Source organism: Sphingomonas sp. M1-B02 (assembly GCF_026167525.1).
Classification (GTDB): domain Bacteria; phylum Pseudomonadota; class Alphaproteobacteria; order Sphingomonadales; family Sphingomonadaceae; genus Sphingomonas.
Map to the genome: position 1 here is coordinate 559,840 of NZ_CP110679.1, position 15,660 is coordinate 575,499.

The 15,660-nt window shown below is 64.8% G+C and carries 18 protein-coding genes; all 18 read left to right on the top strand.

Going from position 1 to position 15,660, the window contains the following annotated elements; genetic code table 11:
• Positions 1-29 precede the first annotated feature (29 nt).
• The 18 genes from tkt (at position 30) to OKW87_RS02845 (ending at position 15,659) form a co-directional block, all read left to right on the top strand.
• Entirely contained in the window at positions 30-1,991 is a 1,962-nt protein-coding gene (tkt, locus tag OKW87_RS02760) for a transketolase (RefSeq protein ID WP_265542118.1), read from the top strand.
• Positions 1,988-2,995, top strand: a complete 1,008-nt coding sequence (gap, locus tag OKW87_RS02765; protein WP_265542120.1) for a type I glyceraldehyde-3-phosphate dehydrogenase — start codon at positions 1,988-1,990, stop codon at positions 2,993-2,995. Before tkt ends, gap begins: the two co-directional genes overlap by 4 nt.
• A gap of 128 nt (positions 2,996-3,123) precedes the next feature.
• Positions 3,124-4,314: a phosphoglycerate kinase gene (locus OKW87_RS02770; protein ID WP_265542122.1), complete on the top strand. Its 1,191-nt coding sequence runs from the start codon at positions 3,124-3,126 to the stop codon at positions 4,312-4,314.
• A 73-nt stretch (positions 4,315-4,387) separates the two neighbouring features.
• Positions 4,388-5,293, top strand: coding sequence for a fructose bisphosphate aldolase (locus tag OKW87_RS02775; RefSeq protein ID WP_265542125.1), 906 nt, complete (start codon positions 4,388-4,390; stop codon positions 5,291-5,293).
• Entirely contained in the window at positions 5,290-5,685 is a 396-nt protein-coding gene (locus OKW87_RS02780; protein WP_265542127.1) for a putative quinol monooxygenase, read from the top strand. Before OKW87_RS02775 ends, OKW87_RS02780 begins: the two co-directional genes overlap by 4 nt.
• 127 nt (positions 5,686-5,812) lie before the next feature.
• Entirely contained in the window at positions 5,813-6,502 is a 690-nt protein-coding gene (gene thiE, locus OKW87_RS02785; protein WP_265542129.1) for a thiamine phosphate synthase, read from the top strand.
• 79 nt (positions 6,503-6,581) lie between these two features.
• Positions 6,582-7,598 (top strand): L,D-transpeptidase family protein, encoded by a 1,017-nt coding sequence (locus tag OKW87_RS02790; RefSeq protein ID WP_265542131.1) that lies wholly within the window; start codon positions 6,582-6,584, stop codon positions 7,596-7,598.
• A 2-nt stretch (positions 7,599-7,600) separates the two neighbouring features.
• Positions 7,601-8,212 carry a M23 family metallopeptidase gene (locus tag OKW87_RS02795; RefSeq protein WP_265542133.1) on the top strand — a complete coding sequence of 204 codons (612 nt, stop codon included), beginning with the start codon at positions 7,601-7,603 and terminating at the stop codon, positions 8,210-8,212.
• A gap of 41 nt (positions 8,213-8,253) precedes the next feature.
• Entirely contained in the window at positions 8,254-8,817 is a 564-nt protein-coding gene (efp, locus tag OKW87_RS02800) for an elongation factor P (RefSeq protein ID WP_265542135.1), read from the top strand.
• 131 nt (positions 8,818-8,948) lie between these two features.
• On the top strand, positions 8,949-9,770 hold the full coding sequence (locus OKW87_RS02805) for an inositol monophosphatase family protein (RefSeq protein WP_265542137.1): 822 nt from the start codon (positions 8,949-8,951) through the stop codon (positions 9,768-9,770).
• 112 nt (positions 9,771-9,882) lie between these two features.
• Positions 9,883-10,257, top strand: a complete 375-nt coding sequence (locus OKW87_RS02810) for an NADH-quinone oxidoreductase subunit A (protein ID WP_265542139.1) — start codon at positions 9,883-9,885, stop codon at positions 10,255-10,257.
• Positions 10,248-10,784, top strand: a complete 537-nt coding sequence (locus tag OKW87_RS02815) for a NuoB/complex I 20 kDa subunit family protein (protein ID WP_184083441.1) — start codon at positions 10,248-10,250, stop codon at positions 10,782-10,784. The genes OKW87_RS02810 and OKW87_RS02815 overlap by 10 nt, the downstream gene beginning before the upstream one ends.
• On the top strand, positions 10,781-11,692 hold the full coding sequence (locus OKW87_RS02820; RefSeq protein WP_265542141.1) for an NADH-quinone oxidoreductase subunit C: 912 nt from the start codon (positions 10,781-10,783) through the stop codon (positions 11,690-11,692). Before OKW87_RS02815 ends, OKW87_RS02820 begins: the two co-directional genes overlap by 4 nt.
• On the top strand, positions 11,689-12,924 hold the full coding sequence (locus tag OKW87_RS02825) for an NADH-quinone oxidoreductase subunit D (RefSeq protein WP_265542142.1): 1,236 nt from the start codon (positions 11,689-11,691) through the stop codon (positions 12,922-12,924). The genes OKW87_RS02820 and OKW87_RS02825 overlap by 4 nt, the downstream gene beginning before the upstream one ends.
• On the top strand, positions 12,924-13,592 hold the full coding sequence (locus tag OKW87_RS02830) for a complex I 24 kDa subunit family protein (RefSeq protein ID WP_265542143.1): 669 nt from the start codon (positions 12,924-12,926) through the stop codon (positions 13,590-13,592). The genes OKW87_RS02825 and OKW87_RS02830 overlap by 1 nt, the downstream gene beginning before the upstream one ends.
• Complete coding sequence (locus OKW87_RS02835; RefSeq protein ID WP_265542144.1) at positions 13,589-13,762, top strand: hypothetical protein; 174 nt, start codon at positions 13,589-13,591, stop codon at positions 13,760-13,762. The genes OKW87_RS02830 and OKW87_RS02835 overlap by 4 nt, the downstream gene beginning before the upstream one ends.
• On the top strand, positions 13,762-15,066 hold the full coding sequence (gene nuoF / locus OKW87_RS02840) for an NADH-quinone oxidoreductase subunit NuoF (RefSeq protein WP_265542145.1): 1,305 nt from the start codon (positions 13,762-13,764) through the stop codon (positions 15,064-15,066). Before OKW87_RS02835 ends, nuoF begins: the two co-directional genes overlap by 1 nt.
• Positions 15,063-15,659, top strand: coding sequence for a hypothetical protein (locus tag OKW87_RS02845; RefSeq protein ID WP_265542146.1), 597 nt, complete (start codon positions 15,063-15,065; stop codon positions 15,657-15,659). Before nuoF ends, OKW87_RS02845 begins: the two co-directional genes overlap by 4 nt.
• The last annotated feature ends 1 nt before the right edge of the window (position 15,660 follow it).

Consider the following 15,660-nt stretch of genomic DNA (forward strand, 5'->3'; position numbering starts at 1 on the left):
GGCTGCCCGCGACTTAAAGGGGAGTCCGAGTGACCGCATCCTTCACGACATGCGCCAACGCAATCCGCGCACTTTCCATGGACGCAGTGGAGGCCGCCAATTCGGGCCATCCCGGCATGCCGATGGGCATGGCCGACGTCGCGACCGTGCTGTTCCAGCGCTATCTGAAATATGATCCGGCCGACCCCAAATGGCCCGATCGCGACCGTTTCGTGCTCTCCGCCGGGCATGGATCGATGCTGCTCTACTCGCTCCTGCACCTCACGGGATATGCTCGGCCGACGCTCGACGACATCAGGAACTTCCGCCAGGTCGGCAGTCCCTGCGCCGGACACCCGGAGAATTTCGAGCTCGCCGGGGTCGAGGCGACCACCGGTCCGCTCGGGCAGGGCGTGGCGATGGCCGTGGGCATGGCGATCGCCGAGCGGCACCTGAACGCGGAATTCGGCGATGTTCTGGTCGATCATCGCACCTGGGTGATCGCGGGCGACGGCTGCGTGATGGAAGGCATCAACCATGAGGCGATCGGGATTGCCGGGCATCTGAAGCTCGGCCGCCTGATCCTGCTGTGGGACGACAACAAGATCACGATCGACGGGGCGGTGTCGCTGTCGTCGAGCGAGGATATTCCGGCACGCTATCGCGCGACCGGCTGGCATGTCGTCGAATGCGACGGGCATGACGAGGCCGATATCGCCCGCGCGTTCGACGAAGCGCTGGCGGACGACCGACCCTCGCTGGTGCGCTGCCGGACGATCATCGGAAAGGGTGCGCCGAACTTCCAGGGGACGTCGAAGACGCACGGCTCGCCGCTGGGCGCGGCCGAGGTTGCGGCGGCGCGCGAGACACTGGGCTGGAATTATCCGCCGTTCGAAGTGCCCGAGGATATTCGCGCTGCGTGGCTGGAAGCCGGTTCGCGTGGTGGTGCGGTTCATGGCGAGTGGAAGCAGAAGCTCGCAGGTGATTCGAACGGTGCGGAATTTTCCCGGCGGATGTCGGGCGTACTGCCCGAGGGCTTTGCGCTGGACGCGCATATCGAGACGCTGCTCGCCGATCCGAAGAATATCGCGACGCGCACCGCGAGCCAGCTTGCGCTCGACGCGATCAATGCCTCGCTGCCCGAGACGATCGGCGGTTCGGCTGACCTTACGCCTTCGAACAATACGCTGACCAAGGGTCTGGAGGACCTGACCGCAGACAATTATGGCGGGCGCTATATCCGCTATGGCATCCGCGAATTCGGCATGGCGGCGGCGATGAACGGGCTGGCGCTGCACGGCGGGGTGATGCCCTATGGCGGCACCTTCCTGGTGTTCAGCGATTATGCCCGGCCCGCGATCCGGCTCTCGGCGCTGCAGCGGGTGCGCGTCGCCTTTGTGATGACGCACGATTCGATCGGGCTCGGCGAGGATGGGCCGACGCACCAGCCGATCGAGCATGTCATGTCGCTGCGGCTGATCCCGAATCTCGAAGTCTGGCGCCCCTGCGATGCGGTCGAGACCGCCGAGGCCTGGGGCGCCGCCGTCGCGCGCGAAAAGGGGCCTTCGCTGCTGGCGCTGTCGCGGCAGAATCTGCCGCAGCTGAGCAAGGGCGGGGCGATCAAGGGCGGCTATCGGCTCGCGGCGGCGGAAGCGCCCCGGAAAGTGGTGCTGCTTGCAACCGGGTCCGAAGTCGAAGTCGCGGTGGCGGTTCGTGCGGCGCTGGAAGCGCAGGGGATCGGGGCTGACGTCGTGTCGATGCCGTGCTGGTCGCGATTCGACAAGCAGCCTGCCGACTACCGTGCCGACCTGATCCCGCGCGATACGCTGCGCGTTTCGATCGAGGCGGGGGTCACCACCGGCTGGGAGCGCTACACCGGCGACGGACTGAACTTCGGCGTGGATGTTTTCGGCGCGTCGGGACCCTATCTCGGGCTTTACGAGCAATTCGGGCTCACTGCCGGCGCGATCGTGCCGCGGATCATCGAGCGATTGAACGGAGAACAGGCATGACCAAGGTTGCGATCAACGGTTTCGGACGTATCGGGCGTCTCGTGGCGCGCGCCATCCTCGAGCGCCCCGAAAGCGGCCTCGAGCTCGTCACGATCAACGACCTGGCCGATGCCAAGTCCAATGCCTGGCTATTCTCGCGCGACAGCGTTCACGGGAAGTATCCCGGCACCGTCTCGGCCGAGGGCAACGATCTGGTGATCGACGGCAAGCGCGTGAAGGTGACCGCCGAGAAGGATCCGGCCAACCTGCCGCATGCCGAGAATGGCGTCGAGCTGGTGCTGGAATGCACGGGCTTCTTTACCGATCGCGCCTCGGCGCAGAAGCATATCGATGCGGGCGCGAAGAAGGTGCTGATCTCGGCCCCGGGTAAGGGCGTCGACCTGACCGTCGTGTTCGGCGTGAATGAGGACAAGATCGAGGCCGGGCACACGATCGTCTCTAATGCGTCGTGCACGACCAACTGCCTGGCGCCGGTCGCCAAGGTGCTCAACGATTCGATCGGGATCGAGCGCGGACTGATGACCACGGTCCATGCCTATACCAACGACCAGAAGATCCTCGACCAGATCCACCCCGATCTGCGGCGGGCACGGGCGGCGGCGATGAACATCATCCCGACCACCACCGGCGCGGCGCGCGCGGTGGGTGAGGTTCTCCCCGAGTTGAAGGGCAAGCTGGACGGCAGCGCGATCCGCGTGCCGGTGCCGGACGGTTCGCTGGTCGATCTGACCTTCACCCCGAAGCGCGACACGACTCGTGACGAGGTGAATGCGATCCTGAAGGCGGCTTCGGAGAGCGAGGCGTTGAAGGGTATCCTGGTCTATTCCGAGGATCCGCTGGTCTCGATCGACATCGTCCACACGCCGGCTTCGTCAACGGTCGACAGCCTCGAGACCGCGGTGATCGACGGCAAGCTGGTGCGGGTCGTCAGCTGGTACGACAATGAATGGGGCTTCTCGAACCGCATGGTCGATACCGGTGCGGCGATGGCGAAGCTGGGTTAAATGGTTCCCCTCCCGCTTGCGGGAGGGGCTAGGGGAGGGGAGTGCCTCCGGCAACGCACTTTGCGGCCAGGCCCTCCCCCGACCCCTCCCGCAAGCGGGAGGGGAGCGCTTACGGATAGGGCACTAACATGGCGCGCAACTTCAAGACGCTCGAAGATATCGGCGATGTGACTGGCAAGCGCGTACTGGTCCGCGAGGACCTCAACGTGCCGATGGCCGATGGTGCTGTGACCGACGATACCCGGTTGCGCGCCGCGGTGCAGACCGTGGCCGAGCTTTCGGACAAGGGCGCGAAGGTGATCGTCCTAGCGCACTTCGGGCGGCCCAAGGGGCAGCGTGATCCCAGCATGAGCCTGGCGCTGGTGACCAAGCCGTTCGAGGCGGTGCTGGGACGCCCGGTGCGCTTCATCGACGACCAGCAGGCGGCGGACGTGATCGCCAAGATGGCGGACGGCGAAGTCGGCATTCTCGAAAACACCCGCTTCGACTCTGGCGAGGAGAAGAATGCGCCCGAGACCGTCGCGCGCCTCGCGGCGCTCGGCGATCTCTACGTCAACGATGCCTTCTCGGCGGCGCACCGTGCACATGCCTCGACGGAGGGACTGGCGCGTGCGCTGCCGGCCTATGCGGGGCGCCAGATGGAGGCCGAACTCGACGCCCTCAACAAGGCGCTAGGCACGCCCGAGCATCCGGTGGCGGCGGTGGTCGGAGGCGCCAAAGTCTCGTCCAAGCTCGACGTGCTGCGGCATCTGGTGGCGAAGGTCGATCATCTGATCATCGGCGGGGGGATGGCGAACACGTTCCTCGCCGCGCGCGGCGTGAATGTCGGCAAGTCGCTATGCGAGCATGATCTGACGGCCACCGCCGAGGAAATTCTCGACGCGGCGGATCGGGCGAACTGCGTCGTCCATCTTCCCTATGACGTGGTGGTTGCGATCGAATTTCGTGCCAATCCGCCGGTGCGGACCGTCAATGTGCACGAAGTCGGGCCCGACGAGATGATCCTCGACATCGGCCCGGCTGCGACCGAGGCGCTGGCCGACGTGCTCAAGAATTGCCGCACGCTCGTGTGGAACGGGCCGCTCGGCGCGTTCGAGACCCCGCCTTTCGACACCGCGACGGTGGCGCTGGCGAAAACCGCAGCGGCGCTGACCCGCGAGGGCTCGCTGGTATCGGTCGCCGGGGGCGGGGACACCGTCGCCGCGCTCAACCAGGCGGGGGTGGCCGACGATTTCAGCTTCGTCTCGACGGCCGGCGGTGCGTTTCTGGAATGGATGGAGGGCAAGGAATTGCCCGGAGTGGCCGCGCTCGCACGCTGACCTGCGTTGTCAGCCTTCCAAGGTGCGCGACGCGCTGCAATAGCGCATCGCAAAGCACCCAAGAGGATTCGACATGAACGCTGCCGAGATGACTGCCAAGATCGCCGACGGAAAGGGCTTCATCGCCGCGCTGGACCAATCGGGCGGCTCCACCCCCAAGGCGCTCAAGGGATATGGCATCGACGAGAGCGCCTATGATGGCGACGAGGCGATGTTCGCGCTCATCCACGAGATGCGCAGCCGGATCATCAGCTCGCCCGCCTTCACTGGCGACAAGGTGATCGGGGCGATCCTCTTCGAGCGGACGATGGACGGTCAGGTTGCCGGCAAGACGGCACCACAGGCGCTGATCGACAAGGGCGTCGTGCCGTTCCTCAAGATCGACAAGGGTCTGGAGGCGGAAGCGAACGGCGTTCAGCTGATGAAGCCGATTCCCGGGCTCGATACCCTCCTCGCGCGGGCAAAGGGGCTGGGGGTTTTCGGCACCAAGGAACGTTCGGTGATCGCTCTGGCGAACAAGGACGGGATCGCGGCGATCGTCGCGCAGCAGTTCGAGGTTGCCGATCAAGTGATCGCGGCCGGGCTGATGCCGATCCTGGAGCCCGAGATCAACATCAAGTCGCCCGAGCGCGGTTCCGCCGACCTGATCCTCCGCGACGAGATATTGTCCGCGCTCGACGATGACGCAAACGGCCCCAAGGTGATGCTGAAGCTTTCCATTCCCGAGGTTCCGGGCACGTTCGATGCGCTGGTAGAACATCCCAGGGTGTTGCGGGTGGTTGCGCTGTCGGGCGGCTTCGCGCGCGCTGAGGCCTGTGCCGAGCTGGCGAAGAACCGCGGCATGATCGCGAGCTTCAGCCGCGCGCTTCTGGAAGATTTGCGACACGGGATGAGCGATTCCGCCTTCGACGCAGCGTTGGGCGAGGCGATCGACGAAATCTATACCGCGTCGACCCAGAAGAGCCTCGCGTCGGTATGACGGGCCGGCGTCCCGTCCTGGCCGGGCTGGCGATCGGCTTGCTGGGCGGCGGCGCCTTCGCGAAAGGACTGCATGTGGAAGAGCGTGAAGCGACGTTCGGGATGATCGGCAAGATGAAGGCACAGCCGGGCAAGCGTACCGAGCTGATCGAAATCCTCGGCGCGGGAACTGCGGCAATGCCGGGCTGCCTGGCCTATCTGGTCGCGGAGGACGCGACGGACGTCGAGGCAATCTGGATTACCGAAATCTGGGACAAGAAGGAAAGCCATGCGGCGTCGCTGCAGCTGCCGGCTGTACGCGAAGCCATCGCCAAGGGGCGGCCGCTAATTGCGGGTTTCGAACTGAGTGCGGAGACCAGGCCTGTTCCGGGGGCGAGCTTTCGCAAAGCCTAGTTTCGCCCTCATCGCCTCTTGGCGTCGGCCTGCACGGCGCTTGACCACGAGCGCCGCGAGGTAGAAGCGGCCACGCGAATGGCGGCAGTTCCGTTCGGAATCGCCAAGGCGGATAGTGGAGTATGGCATGGATGATTCCGAGGACATGATCGAAGAAAATGCGCTGGCGGGATTTGCGGACCAATTCGTTCGCGATCCGCGTCGGCCGGCCTGCCAGCTCTACCTCATCTCGCCGCTGGACGTGACGGGGGGATTCGCCGATCGGTTGGCGCGCGCGCTGGATGCGGGGCCTGTGGCGGCGTTCCAGTTTCGCGTGAAGGGCGTGGATCAGCATGAAGCGGTGAAGCTTGCCGAACCGCTGCAGCGGATCTGCAGCGATCGCGACGTGGCGTTCCTGGTCAACGACAGCATCAGCCTGGCTAGGCGCCTGGGCGCGGACGGAGTGCATCTGGGGCAGGACGATGGTGATGCGCGCGAAGCGCGTTCGGTCCTCGGGCCGAGCGCGCAGATCGGTATGACGGTCCACAATAGCCGGCATCTGGCGATGGAAGCCGGCGAGGCGGGGGCCGATTATGTCGCGTTCGGGGCCTTCTATCCCACCCCGACCAAGGAAACCCGCCACGTCGCCGACCCGGCGCTGCTGAGCTGGTGGACGACGGTCTTCGAGATTCCGTGCGTCGCGATTGGGGGAATCACGCCCGAGAACGCGCCGGCGCTGGTAGCCGCAGGCGCCGACTTCCTGGCCGTCTCGCACGCGGTTTGGGGTGGCGACGAGGCAGCTGCCGTGAGGGCGTTCGACGCTGTACTGGCCGCCTGACAGGCCAGTCGTTTCCGTTGGGAAACAAGATCAAGTCGTATTCGTTCACCGGCTGATCCCTTTGGTCAGGAGCCTGTTTGTGCGTAAGAAAGTTCTCGGTGCCGCCGCCTGTCTCGCGTTGATTTCCGTCACTCCGCTGGCAGCACAGCCCGAGGCCAAGGCTTCCAAGGCCAAGCCGGCGATCGACTATACTGTCATGCACGCGCAGGTGATCCTCGACTCGCTTGGTTTCTCGCCGGGGATCGTCGATGGGCGCGAGGGGCAGTCGCTGACTGCGGCCCTCAAGGGCTTCCAGAGCGCCCGCGGGCTCACGACGAGCGGAAAGCTCGACAAAGCGACGCTGAGCGCGCTGCATCCCTATCGCGCGCGCCGGCCGGTGGTGCGGGTGGCGCTCGATGCGGCGATGCTGCGCGGGCCGTACGTCAATCCGATGCCGGACAAGCCGGAGGACCAGGCCATGCTCGCGTCGCTCGGCTATGCCCGTCCGCTCGAGAAGCTCGCCGAGATGTTCCACACGACGCCCGAGCTGCTGGTGGAGCTCAATCCGGGCGGTGGTTCGATCGCGTCGGGTGCCGCCTTCCTGTTTCCCAACGTCGTGCCCGAAGCGCGCGAATATGCGAGCGATCTCAAGCCCGAATGGCGCCAGACGCTGGCCGATCTGAACGTCAACGGCACTCAGCCTGCGGGTGAGCGGATCGTGGTCGACAAGTCGGAAAAGGTGCTCAAGGTTTTCGACAAGGACGACAAGCTCGTGGCGCAATTCAGCGCCTCGATGGGCAGCCAGCACGATCCGCTGCCGCTGGGTACGTGGAAGATCAATGTGGTCGACACCAATCCCAAATTTCATTTCAACCCGGACCTGTTCTGGGATTCCAAGCCGGGCGACGAGAAAACGTTGCTCCCGGCGGGTCCGAATGGGCCGGTGGGCGTGGTATGGCTTGATCTGTCGAAGGAGCATTACGGCATCCACGGCACTCCCGAACCGCAGAATATCGGCCGTACCCAGAGCCATGGCTGCATCCGATTGACCAATTGGGACGCCGCGCGACTTGCGCTGATGGTCAAGGCCGGCACCGAAGCGCTCTTCCAAGAGTAAATATGGCTAGGCGGGCTACGATCGGGCTCGGGGCGGTCCTGCTGCTCTTGCTTATTGCCGTGGCGTCGATGGTCCGCATCGTGCCGGCGTCCGCCCCGGTCGCCGCTCCGGTGCCCCAGCCAGCAACGCCGATGACCCGGGCGAACGAGGGAAATAGCTTCAGCCACGCGCTTCTTACGGTCCCCGTGCAGGGCGTCCCGCGCGGACAGATCGTCGATACCTGGGGTCAGAGCCGGGACGCGGGCGCGCGGCAGCATCAGGCGACGGACATCATGGCGGCAGGCGGCACGCCGGTGATCGCCGCCGCACCCGGAACCGTGGAGAAGCTGTTCGACAGCAAGGGCGTGGGCGGAATTTCAGTCTATGTTCGCTCGCCAGATCGGTTGTGGAGCTACTATTATGCGCATCTGCAAGGCTACGCCCCCGGCCTTGTCGAAGGAATGCAGGTGCGACCGGGCGACTTGCTGGGCTATGTCGGCGACACGGGCAATTCGGGCACGGGCAACTTCCACCTTCATTTCGGCGTGTCGCGGATGCGGCCCGAAGAGCGTTGGCACCAGGGGCGGCCGGTCAATCCCTATCCGCTGCTTGCGGGTTCGGCGCCCCGGGGCTAAAGGCCCGCCTTCGCTCTTTCTCAGTATACAGGTCTCTTCCCATGAAGATCAGCGGCGTGGACATCCGTCCCGGCAATATCATCGAATATGAAGGCGGCATCTGGAAGGCCGTCAAGATTCAGCACACCCAGCCCGGCAAGGGCGGCGCCTATATGCAGGTCGAGATGAAGAACCTCATCGACGGCCGCAAGAACAACGTCCGTTTCCGCTCGGCGGAGACGGTGGAGCGCGTGCGGCTCGACACCAAGGACTTCCAGTTCCTGTTCCGCGACGGCGACGCGCTGACCTTCATGGACAAGGACAATTACGAGCAAATCACGCTCGACGCCGGGATCCTGGGCGATGCCGCGGCCTTCCTGCAGGACGGGATGGACGTGGTGCTCGAGCTTTGGGACGAGCGGCCGATCTCGGTCCAGCTGCCCGACACGATCGAGGCGATGATCGTCGAGGCGGATGCGGTGGTGAAGGGGCAGACCGCCTCTTCGAGCTACAAGCCTGCGGTGCTGGAGAACGGCGTGCGCGTGATGGTGCCGCCGCATATCGGCGCGGGCACGCGGATCGTGGTCGACGTTTACGAGCAGACCTACGTGAAGCGCGCCGACTGATACTTCTTGTTCCCCTCCCGCCTGCGGGAGGGGTTAGGGGAGGGGGTGTTCAGGGCCTCACGCTTTCCCCTCTGATGATCTGACAGGCCCTCCCCCGACCCCTCCCGCAAGCGGGAGGGGGGAGATAGATAGTGGTTTCCCATTCCGGCCTCATCACCGTCATCGAGCGTGCCTGCCGCAAGGCGGGGCCGCGGCTTCGGCGCGACTTTAACGAGGTCCAGCAGCTGCAGGTGAGCCGCAAGGGCCCGGCCGACTTCGTGTCTATCGCCGATCGTCGCGCCGAGGATACGCTGATCGAGGAGCTGCAGCATGCGCGGCCCGATTGGGGCTTTTTGGTCGAGGAGCGCGGCGAGATTGCCGGCGATCCCAACAAGCCGCGCTGGATCATCGATCCGCTCGACGGCACCAGCAACTTCCTCCACGGCATCCCGCATTTCTGCATCTCGGTCGCGGTGGAAGATCCGCATGGCAGCCAGGGGCGGCCCGAGGTCACCACCGGCTATATCTACCAGCCGATGACCGACGAGAGCTTCTGGGCCGAAAAGGGCAGGGGGGCCTGGGTGCAGGACCAGCGGCTGCGCGTATCGGCGCGGCGCGATCTGGCCGATTCGCTGATCGCGACCGGCATTCCCTTCATGGGGCATGGCGATTTCGCCGAATGGAGCCGGATTTTCGGCGCAGTGGCGCCCGAAGTCGCGGGGATTCGCCGGCTGGGCGCCGCGGCGCTCGATCTGGCGTGGGTCGCGGCGGGGCGCTTCGACGGCTATTGGGAATCGCACCTTAAGCCCTGGGACGTCGCGGCGGGGATGCTGATGGTCAAGGAGGCCGGGGGCTTCGTCACCGATTTCCGCGGGCAGGACATGGCGCGCGAGCGCAACCAGTTCCTGGCGGCAAACGACGTGATTCACTCCAAGCTGCACAAGCTCGTCGCGAACGCGCTGCGCAACCAGTAAGGGGCGGCGCAAGCCCCGCTTATTGCGAAGCATTCTCAGGCCTCCGGGCCTTGCCGCACCGGGGGCATGCTCCTAAAGCCACCCCTAGATTCCGCATCCGCGAGAAGGTGTCTTGGTCGATTTATCGCAATATCTGCCGATCCTGCTGTTCCTCGGCGTGGCGCTGGTGCTTTCGAGCGTCTTCGTGTTCGCGCCGATGGCGGTCGGCCGCCTGACGGGCACGCATCAGCCTACCCCTGAGAAGCTCACCGAATATGAGTGCGGCTTCCCGGCGTTCGAGGACAGCCGCAGCCAGTTCGATGTGCGTTTCTATCTGGTCGCGATCCTCTTCATCATCTTCGATCTCGAAGCGGCCTTCCTGTTCCCTTGGGCGGTATCGGTGTTCGATCTCGGCTGGACCGCGTGGATTTCGATGATGGTGTTTATCGGCGAGCTCGCGCTCGGCCTGGTTTATGCGTGGAAGAAAGGTGCGTTGGAGTGGGAGTAGAATTGAGCCCTCCGCCGCCGGGGACGTTGCCGAACGTCGCGTTCCTCGACGACATCAATGCCGAGATCGGCGACAAGGGTTTCCTGGTCACGTCGACCGAGGAGCTGTTCCAGTGGGCGCGCACCGGCTCGCTGTGGTGGATGACCTTCGGGCTGGCCTGCTGCGCGGTCGAGATGATCCACGTCAACATGCCGCGCTACGACATGGAGCGCTTCGGCGCCGCGCCGCGCGCGAGCCCACGTCAGTCCGACGTGATGATCGTCGCGGGTACGCTCTGCAACAAGATGGCTCCGGCCCTGCGCCGCGTTTACGACCAGATGTCCGAGCCGAAATATGTGATTTCGATGGGCAGCTGCGCCAATGGCGGCGGCTATTACCACTATAGCTATTCCGTCGTCCGCGGCTGTGACCGGATCGTGCCGGTGGACATCTATGTCCCGGGCTGCCCGCCGACCGCCGAGGCGTTGCTGTATGGCGTGATGCAGCTGCAGCGGAAGATCCGCCGCATCGGGACGCTCGAACGGTGAGGGCGCCCGCACCCCGATATACTGCCAATGACGGCGTGATCGAGGCGGCCGAGGCTGCGCTCGGCGACATGCTGTTGTCGGCCAAGGATGCGGTCGGCGAAGTTTCGCTTAACGTGGATCGCGCGCGGTTGGTCGAGGCGATGATCGCGCTGCGCGACACGCCGGGGCTGGCCTATCAGCAGCTGATGGAAATCGCCGGCGTCGATTATCCCGAGCGGCCCGAGCGGTTCGAAGTGGTCTATTGCCTGCTGTCGCTGACCCGCAACCACCGCATTCAGGTGCGGGCCTCGGCTGACGAAGAGCAGGCGATCCCCAGCGTCACGGGCATCTGGCCGGTGGCGGGCTGGCTCGAGCGCGAAGTGTACGACATGTATGGCGTGCTGTTCGAGGGAAATACCGACCTGCGGCGCATCCTGACCGACTATGGCTTCGTCGGGCATCCGCTGCGCAAGGATTTCCCGATGACCGGCTATGTCGAGCTGCGTTATTCGGAAGAGGCCAAGCGCGTGGTCTATGAGCCCGTCAATCTGGCGCAGGATTTCCGCAATTTCGATTTCATGAGCCCGTGGGAAGGCGCGCAATATGTGCTGCCGGGCGACGAGAAGGCGCCGAGCGGCCCAGGGCCGGGCGATACGCCGCAGGGCAAGCCCGCGCCGACGCCCGCACAGCCTGCAGCCACGCCGGCAGTGCCCGAGGCGAAGGGCGCACCGACGCCGCTTTCCGCCGACGAGATCATCAAGGCCGGGGTCAGGAACGACAAGACCGTGACGCCGCACGCCAAGACCAGCAAGACCACCGAAGGCACCGAGGATACCGGCGCGGGCGAGCCCGATCCCGGCAACCAGCCTGAGGACAAGCCCAAGGATCCGGATGTCGTCCCGACCAAGGGCAAGGGCCAGAACCAATGAGCGACACCATCGACCAGATCATGGGGCGCGAGACGCTCGACGACACGGCTACGGGCGATGTCGAGATCCAGAACTATACGATCAATTTCGGTCCGCAGCATCCTGCGGCGCACGGCGTGCTGCGTCTCGTGCTCGAGCTGGATGGCGAGATCGTTGAGCGAGTCGATCCGCATATCGGGCTGCTCCATCGCGGCACCGAGAAATTGATCGAGTACAAGACCTACACCCAGGCGCTGCCCTATTTCGATCGCTTCGATTATTGCTCGCCGATGGCGATGGAGCACACTTATGTGCTCGCAGTCGAGAAGCTGCTCGACCTCGAAGTGCCGATCCGCGCGCAATATCTCCGCGTCTTCTTCGCCGAGCTGACGCGCATCAAGAATCATATGCTGAACCTGGGTTCGCACGTGATGGACGTCGGCGCGATGACGCCGAACCTGTGGCTGTTCGAGCTGCGCGAAGATTGCATGAATTTCTATGAGCGTGCCTCCGGCGCGCGGATGCATGCGAACTATTTCCGCGTCGGCGGGGTGCGGCAGGACGTGCCGCTCAAGCTGCTGACCGACATCGGCGACTGGCTCGACACGCGGCTGCCGCGCCTGTTCGAGGATGCGATCAGCCTGGTGGCCGAGAACCGCATCTTCAAGCAGCGCAACGTCGACATCGCCGTGGTGAGCCGCGACGATGCGATCAAATGGGGTTTCTCGGGGCCGATGATCCGCGCCGCGGGCATCCCCTGGGATCTGCGCAAGTCACAGCCTTACGACGTGTATGACCGGATGGAGTTCGACATTCCCGTCGGCACCCGCGGCGATTGCTATGATCGCTTCATGGTGCGCGTCGAGGAGGTTCGCCAATCGGCGCGGATCATGAAGCAGTGCCTGGCGGACATGCCCGAGGGGCCGGTGCTGACGCTCGATCGCAAGGTGGCACCGCCCAAGCGGGGCGAGATGAAGCAATCGATGGAAGCGCTGATCCACCACTTCAAGCTGTTCACCGAAGGGTATCACGTGCCGGCGGGCGAAGTGTATGTCGCGACCGAGAGCCCCAAGGGCGAGTTCGGCGTCTATCTGGTGAGCGATGGCACCAACAAGCCGTATCGCTGCAAGGTGCGGCCGACCGCGTTCAGTCATTTGCAGGCGATGGATTTCATGTCGCGCGGGCACATGCTCGCCGACACGACGGCGATCCTGGGCGCGATGGATATTGTTTTTGGTGAATGTGACCGCTGATGGCTGACGCACCAACCCTTCCCGACGAAGCCGAGACCCGCGCCCGCTGGGGCAATTTCGCCTGGACGCCGGAAAATTCCGAGAAGGCGCGCGAGATCGTCGGGCGCTATCCGCCGGGGCGGCAGCAGTCGGCGTCGATCCCTTTCCTCGATTTGGCGCAGCGCCAGGTGGGGGCGGAGACCAATACGCAGGGCTGGCTGCCGATCCCGGTGATCGAGTTCGTCGCGCGCGAGCTGGGCATGCACTATATGCGCGTGTTCGAAGTCGCGACCTTCTACACGATGTTCAATCTGGTGCCGGTCGGCCGCTATCATGTGCAGGTCTGCGGGACGACGCCGTGCATGCTGCGCGGTTCGGACGATGTGATGGCCGCGTGCAAGAATCGCGGGATGAGCAAGGGGCACACGACCGCCGACGGCATGTTCACGCTCAGCGAAGTCGAGTGCCTGGGAACCTGCGCCAATGCGCCGATGGTGCAGATCAACGACGATAATTTCGAGGATCTCGATTACGACAAGACCGTCGCGATCCTGGATGCGCTGGCACGCGGCGAAAGCCCCAAGCCCGGCCCGCAGATCGATCGCCAGACCAGCGCCGCCGAGGGCGGGCCCACCAATCTGACCGCGATGGTATCCGAGAATCACGACTATCGGGGGGAATGGGCATGATCCGCGAGAACAAGAATCTGATCGTCACGATCCTGGCGGTCATCGGCGGGCTGGTCGTGCTCGGCTGGGTCCTGCGCATCACCTTCTCGCTGCTCGGCCCGCTGATCCTGATCGGCATCGCGGTGTTGATTTACATGATGTTCTTCAAGAACAAGGGAAGCGGCCGGTAATGCTCGCCGACAAGGACCGCATCTTCACCAATGTCTACGGGTTCCAGCCCTGGAACCTGCCCGCGGCGCGTGTCCGCGGCGACTGGGACAATACCAAGGCGCTGATGGCGCTGGGGCAGGACACGATCATCGATCGCGTCAAGGCTTCGGGCCTGCGCGGGCGTGGCGGTGCGGGCTTCCCGACGGGCGTGAAATGGGGCTTCATGCCCAAGGAACCCAAGCCCGAGCGGCCCAACTTCCTGGTGATCAACGCCGACGAATCCGAGCCGGGCTCGTGCAAGGATCGCGAGATCATCCGCCATGATCCGCACAAATTGATCGAAGGCGCGCTGATCGCCGGCTTCGCGATGCGCGCACGGGCGGCCTATATCTACATCCGCGGCGAATATATTCGCGAGGCGGAGACGCTATTCGCGGCGGTCGCCGAGGCCTATGATGCGGGCATGCTCGGCAAGAATGCCGCGGGCTCGGGCTATGATTTCGACGTCTTCGTCCATCGCGGCGCCGGCGCTTATATCTGCGGCGAAGAGACCGCGATGCTCGAGAGTCTCGAGGGCAAGAAGGGCCAGCCGCGGTTGAAGCCACCGTTCCCGGCGGGCGCAGGGCTCTATGGCTGCCCGACGACGGTCAACAATGTCGAATCGATCGCAGTCGTCCCGACGATCCTGCGGCGCGGGCCCGAATGGTTCTCCAGCTTCGGCGCGGAGAACAACAAGGGCACCAAGCTCTTCCAGATTAGCGGCCATGTGAACAAGCCTGTGGTGGTCGAGGAGGCGATGAGCATCAGCTTCCGCGAACTGATCGAGACGCATTGCGGCGGCATTCGTGGTGGCTGGGACAATCTGCTCGCGGTGATCCCAGGTGGCTCCTCAGTGCCCTTGGTTCCGGCGGCGCAGATCATGGACTGCGCGATGGATTTCGATGGCCTGAAGGCCGTCGGCTCAGGGCTCGGCACCGCGGCGATCATCGTCATGGACAAATCGACCGACATCGTCCGCGCGATTTCGCGACTCAGCTATTTCTACAAGCATGAGAGCTGCGGCCAGTGCACTCCGTGCCGCGAAGGCACTGGCTGGATGTGGCGCGTGATGGAGCGGATGCGCACCGGCGACGCCGACCTCAGCGAGATCGATACGCTGCTTCAGGTCACCAAGCAGGTCGAGGGTCACACGATCTGCGCGCTCGGCGACGCCGCGGCGTGGCCGATACAGGGGCTGATCAAGCATTTCCGCCCGGAGATGGAGCGGCGGATCAACGAGCGTCAGGGCAATGGCGAAGCACCGATGATGGAGGCCGCCGAATGAGCATGGTTCTGAAACTGGCCGGGCTCGGCCTGATGCTGGCGCCGTTGCCGGCCCTGGCGCAGGACGACGCGGTGCTCAAGGCGTTCGGCAGTTGCGTGGTAAGCGCCGATGCCGCGGGCGCGCGCGCGCTGATCGCGCTTGAACCCCAGAGCGGCCAATCGCGTGACGCGGCGCGCAAGTTCGTCGACAAGAAGTCGGCGTGCGGTGCCGCGTTTACCAAGGATCGGCCCGACGCTGCCGCCGTGCGCGGGGCAATCGCGGAGCGGCTTTACCTGGACAGTTTCGCCGCTGCGCCGGCAGCGATCGTGGGCCCGCCTGCGCCGTTCGAAGGGAGCGGACAGCCGGGTCAGGTTCTGTACGACGTCACGCGATGCGCCGCGTCGCGCGATCCCGTGGCCGCCGACCAGCTGGTGCGATCGGCGCCGGCGTCGGCCGATGAGAAAGCGGCAATGCAGCGCCTGATCGCCGCAATAGGCAATTGCACGCCGGGCGGCGCGAAGGTCGGCTTCAACCGCGCCCAGCTGCGCGCGATGACCGCCGAAGGAATATACAAGGTCCGCAACGCAACCGCGGTTCCTGGAGCTACGAACTAAG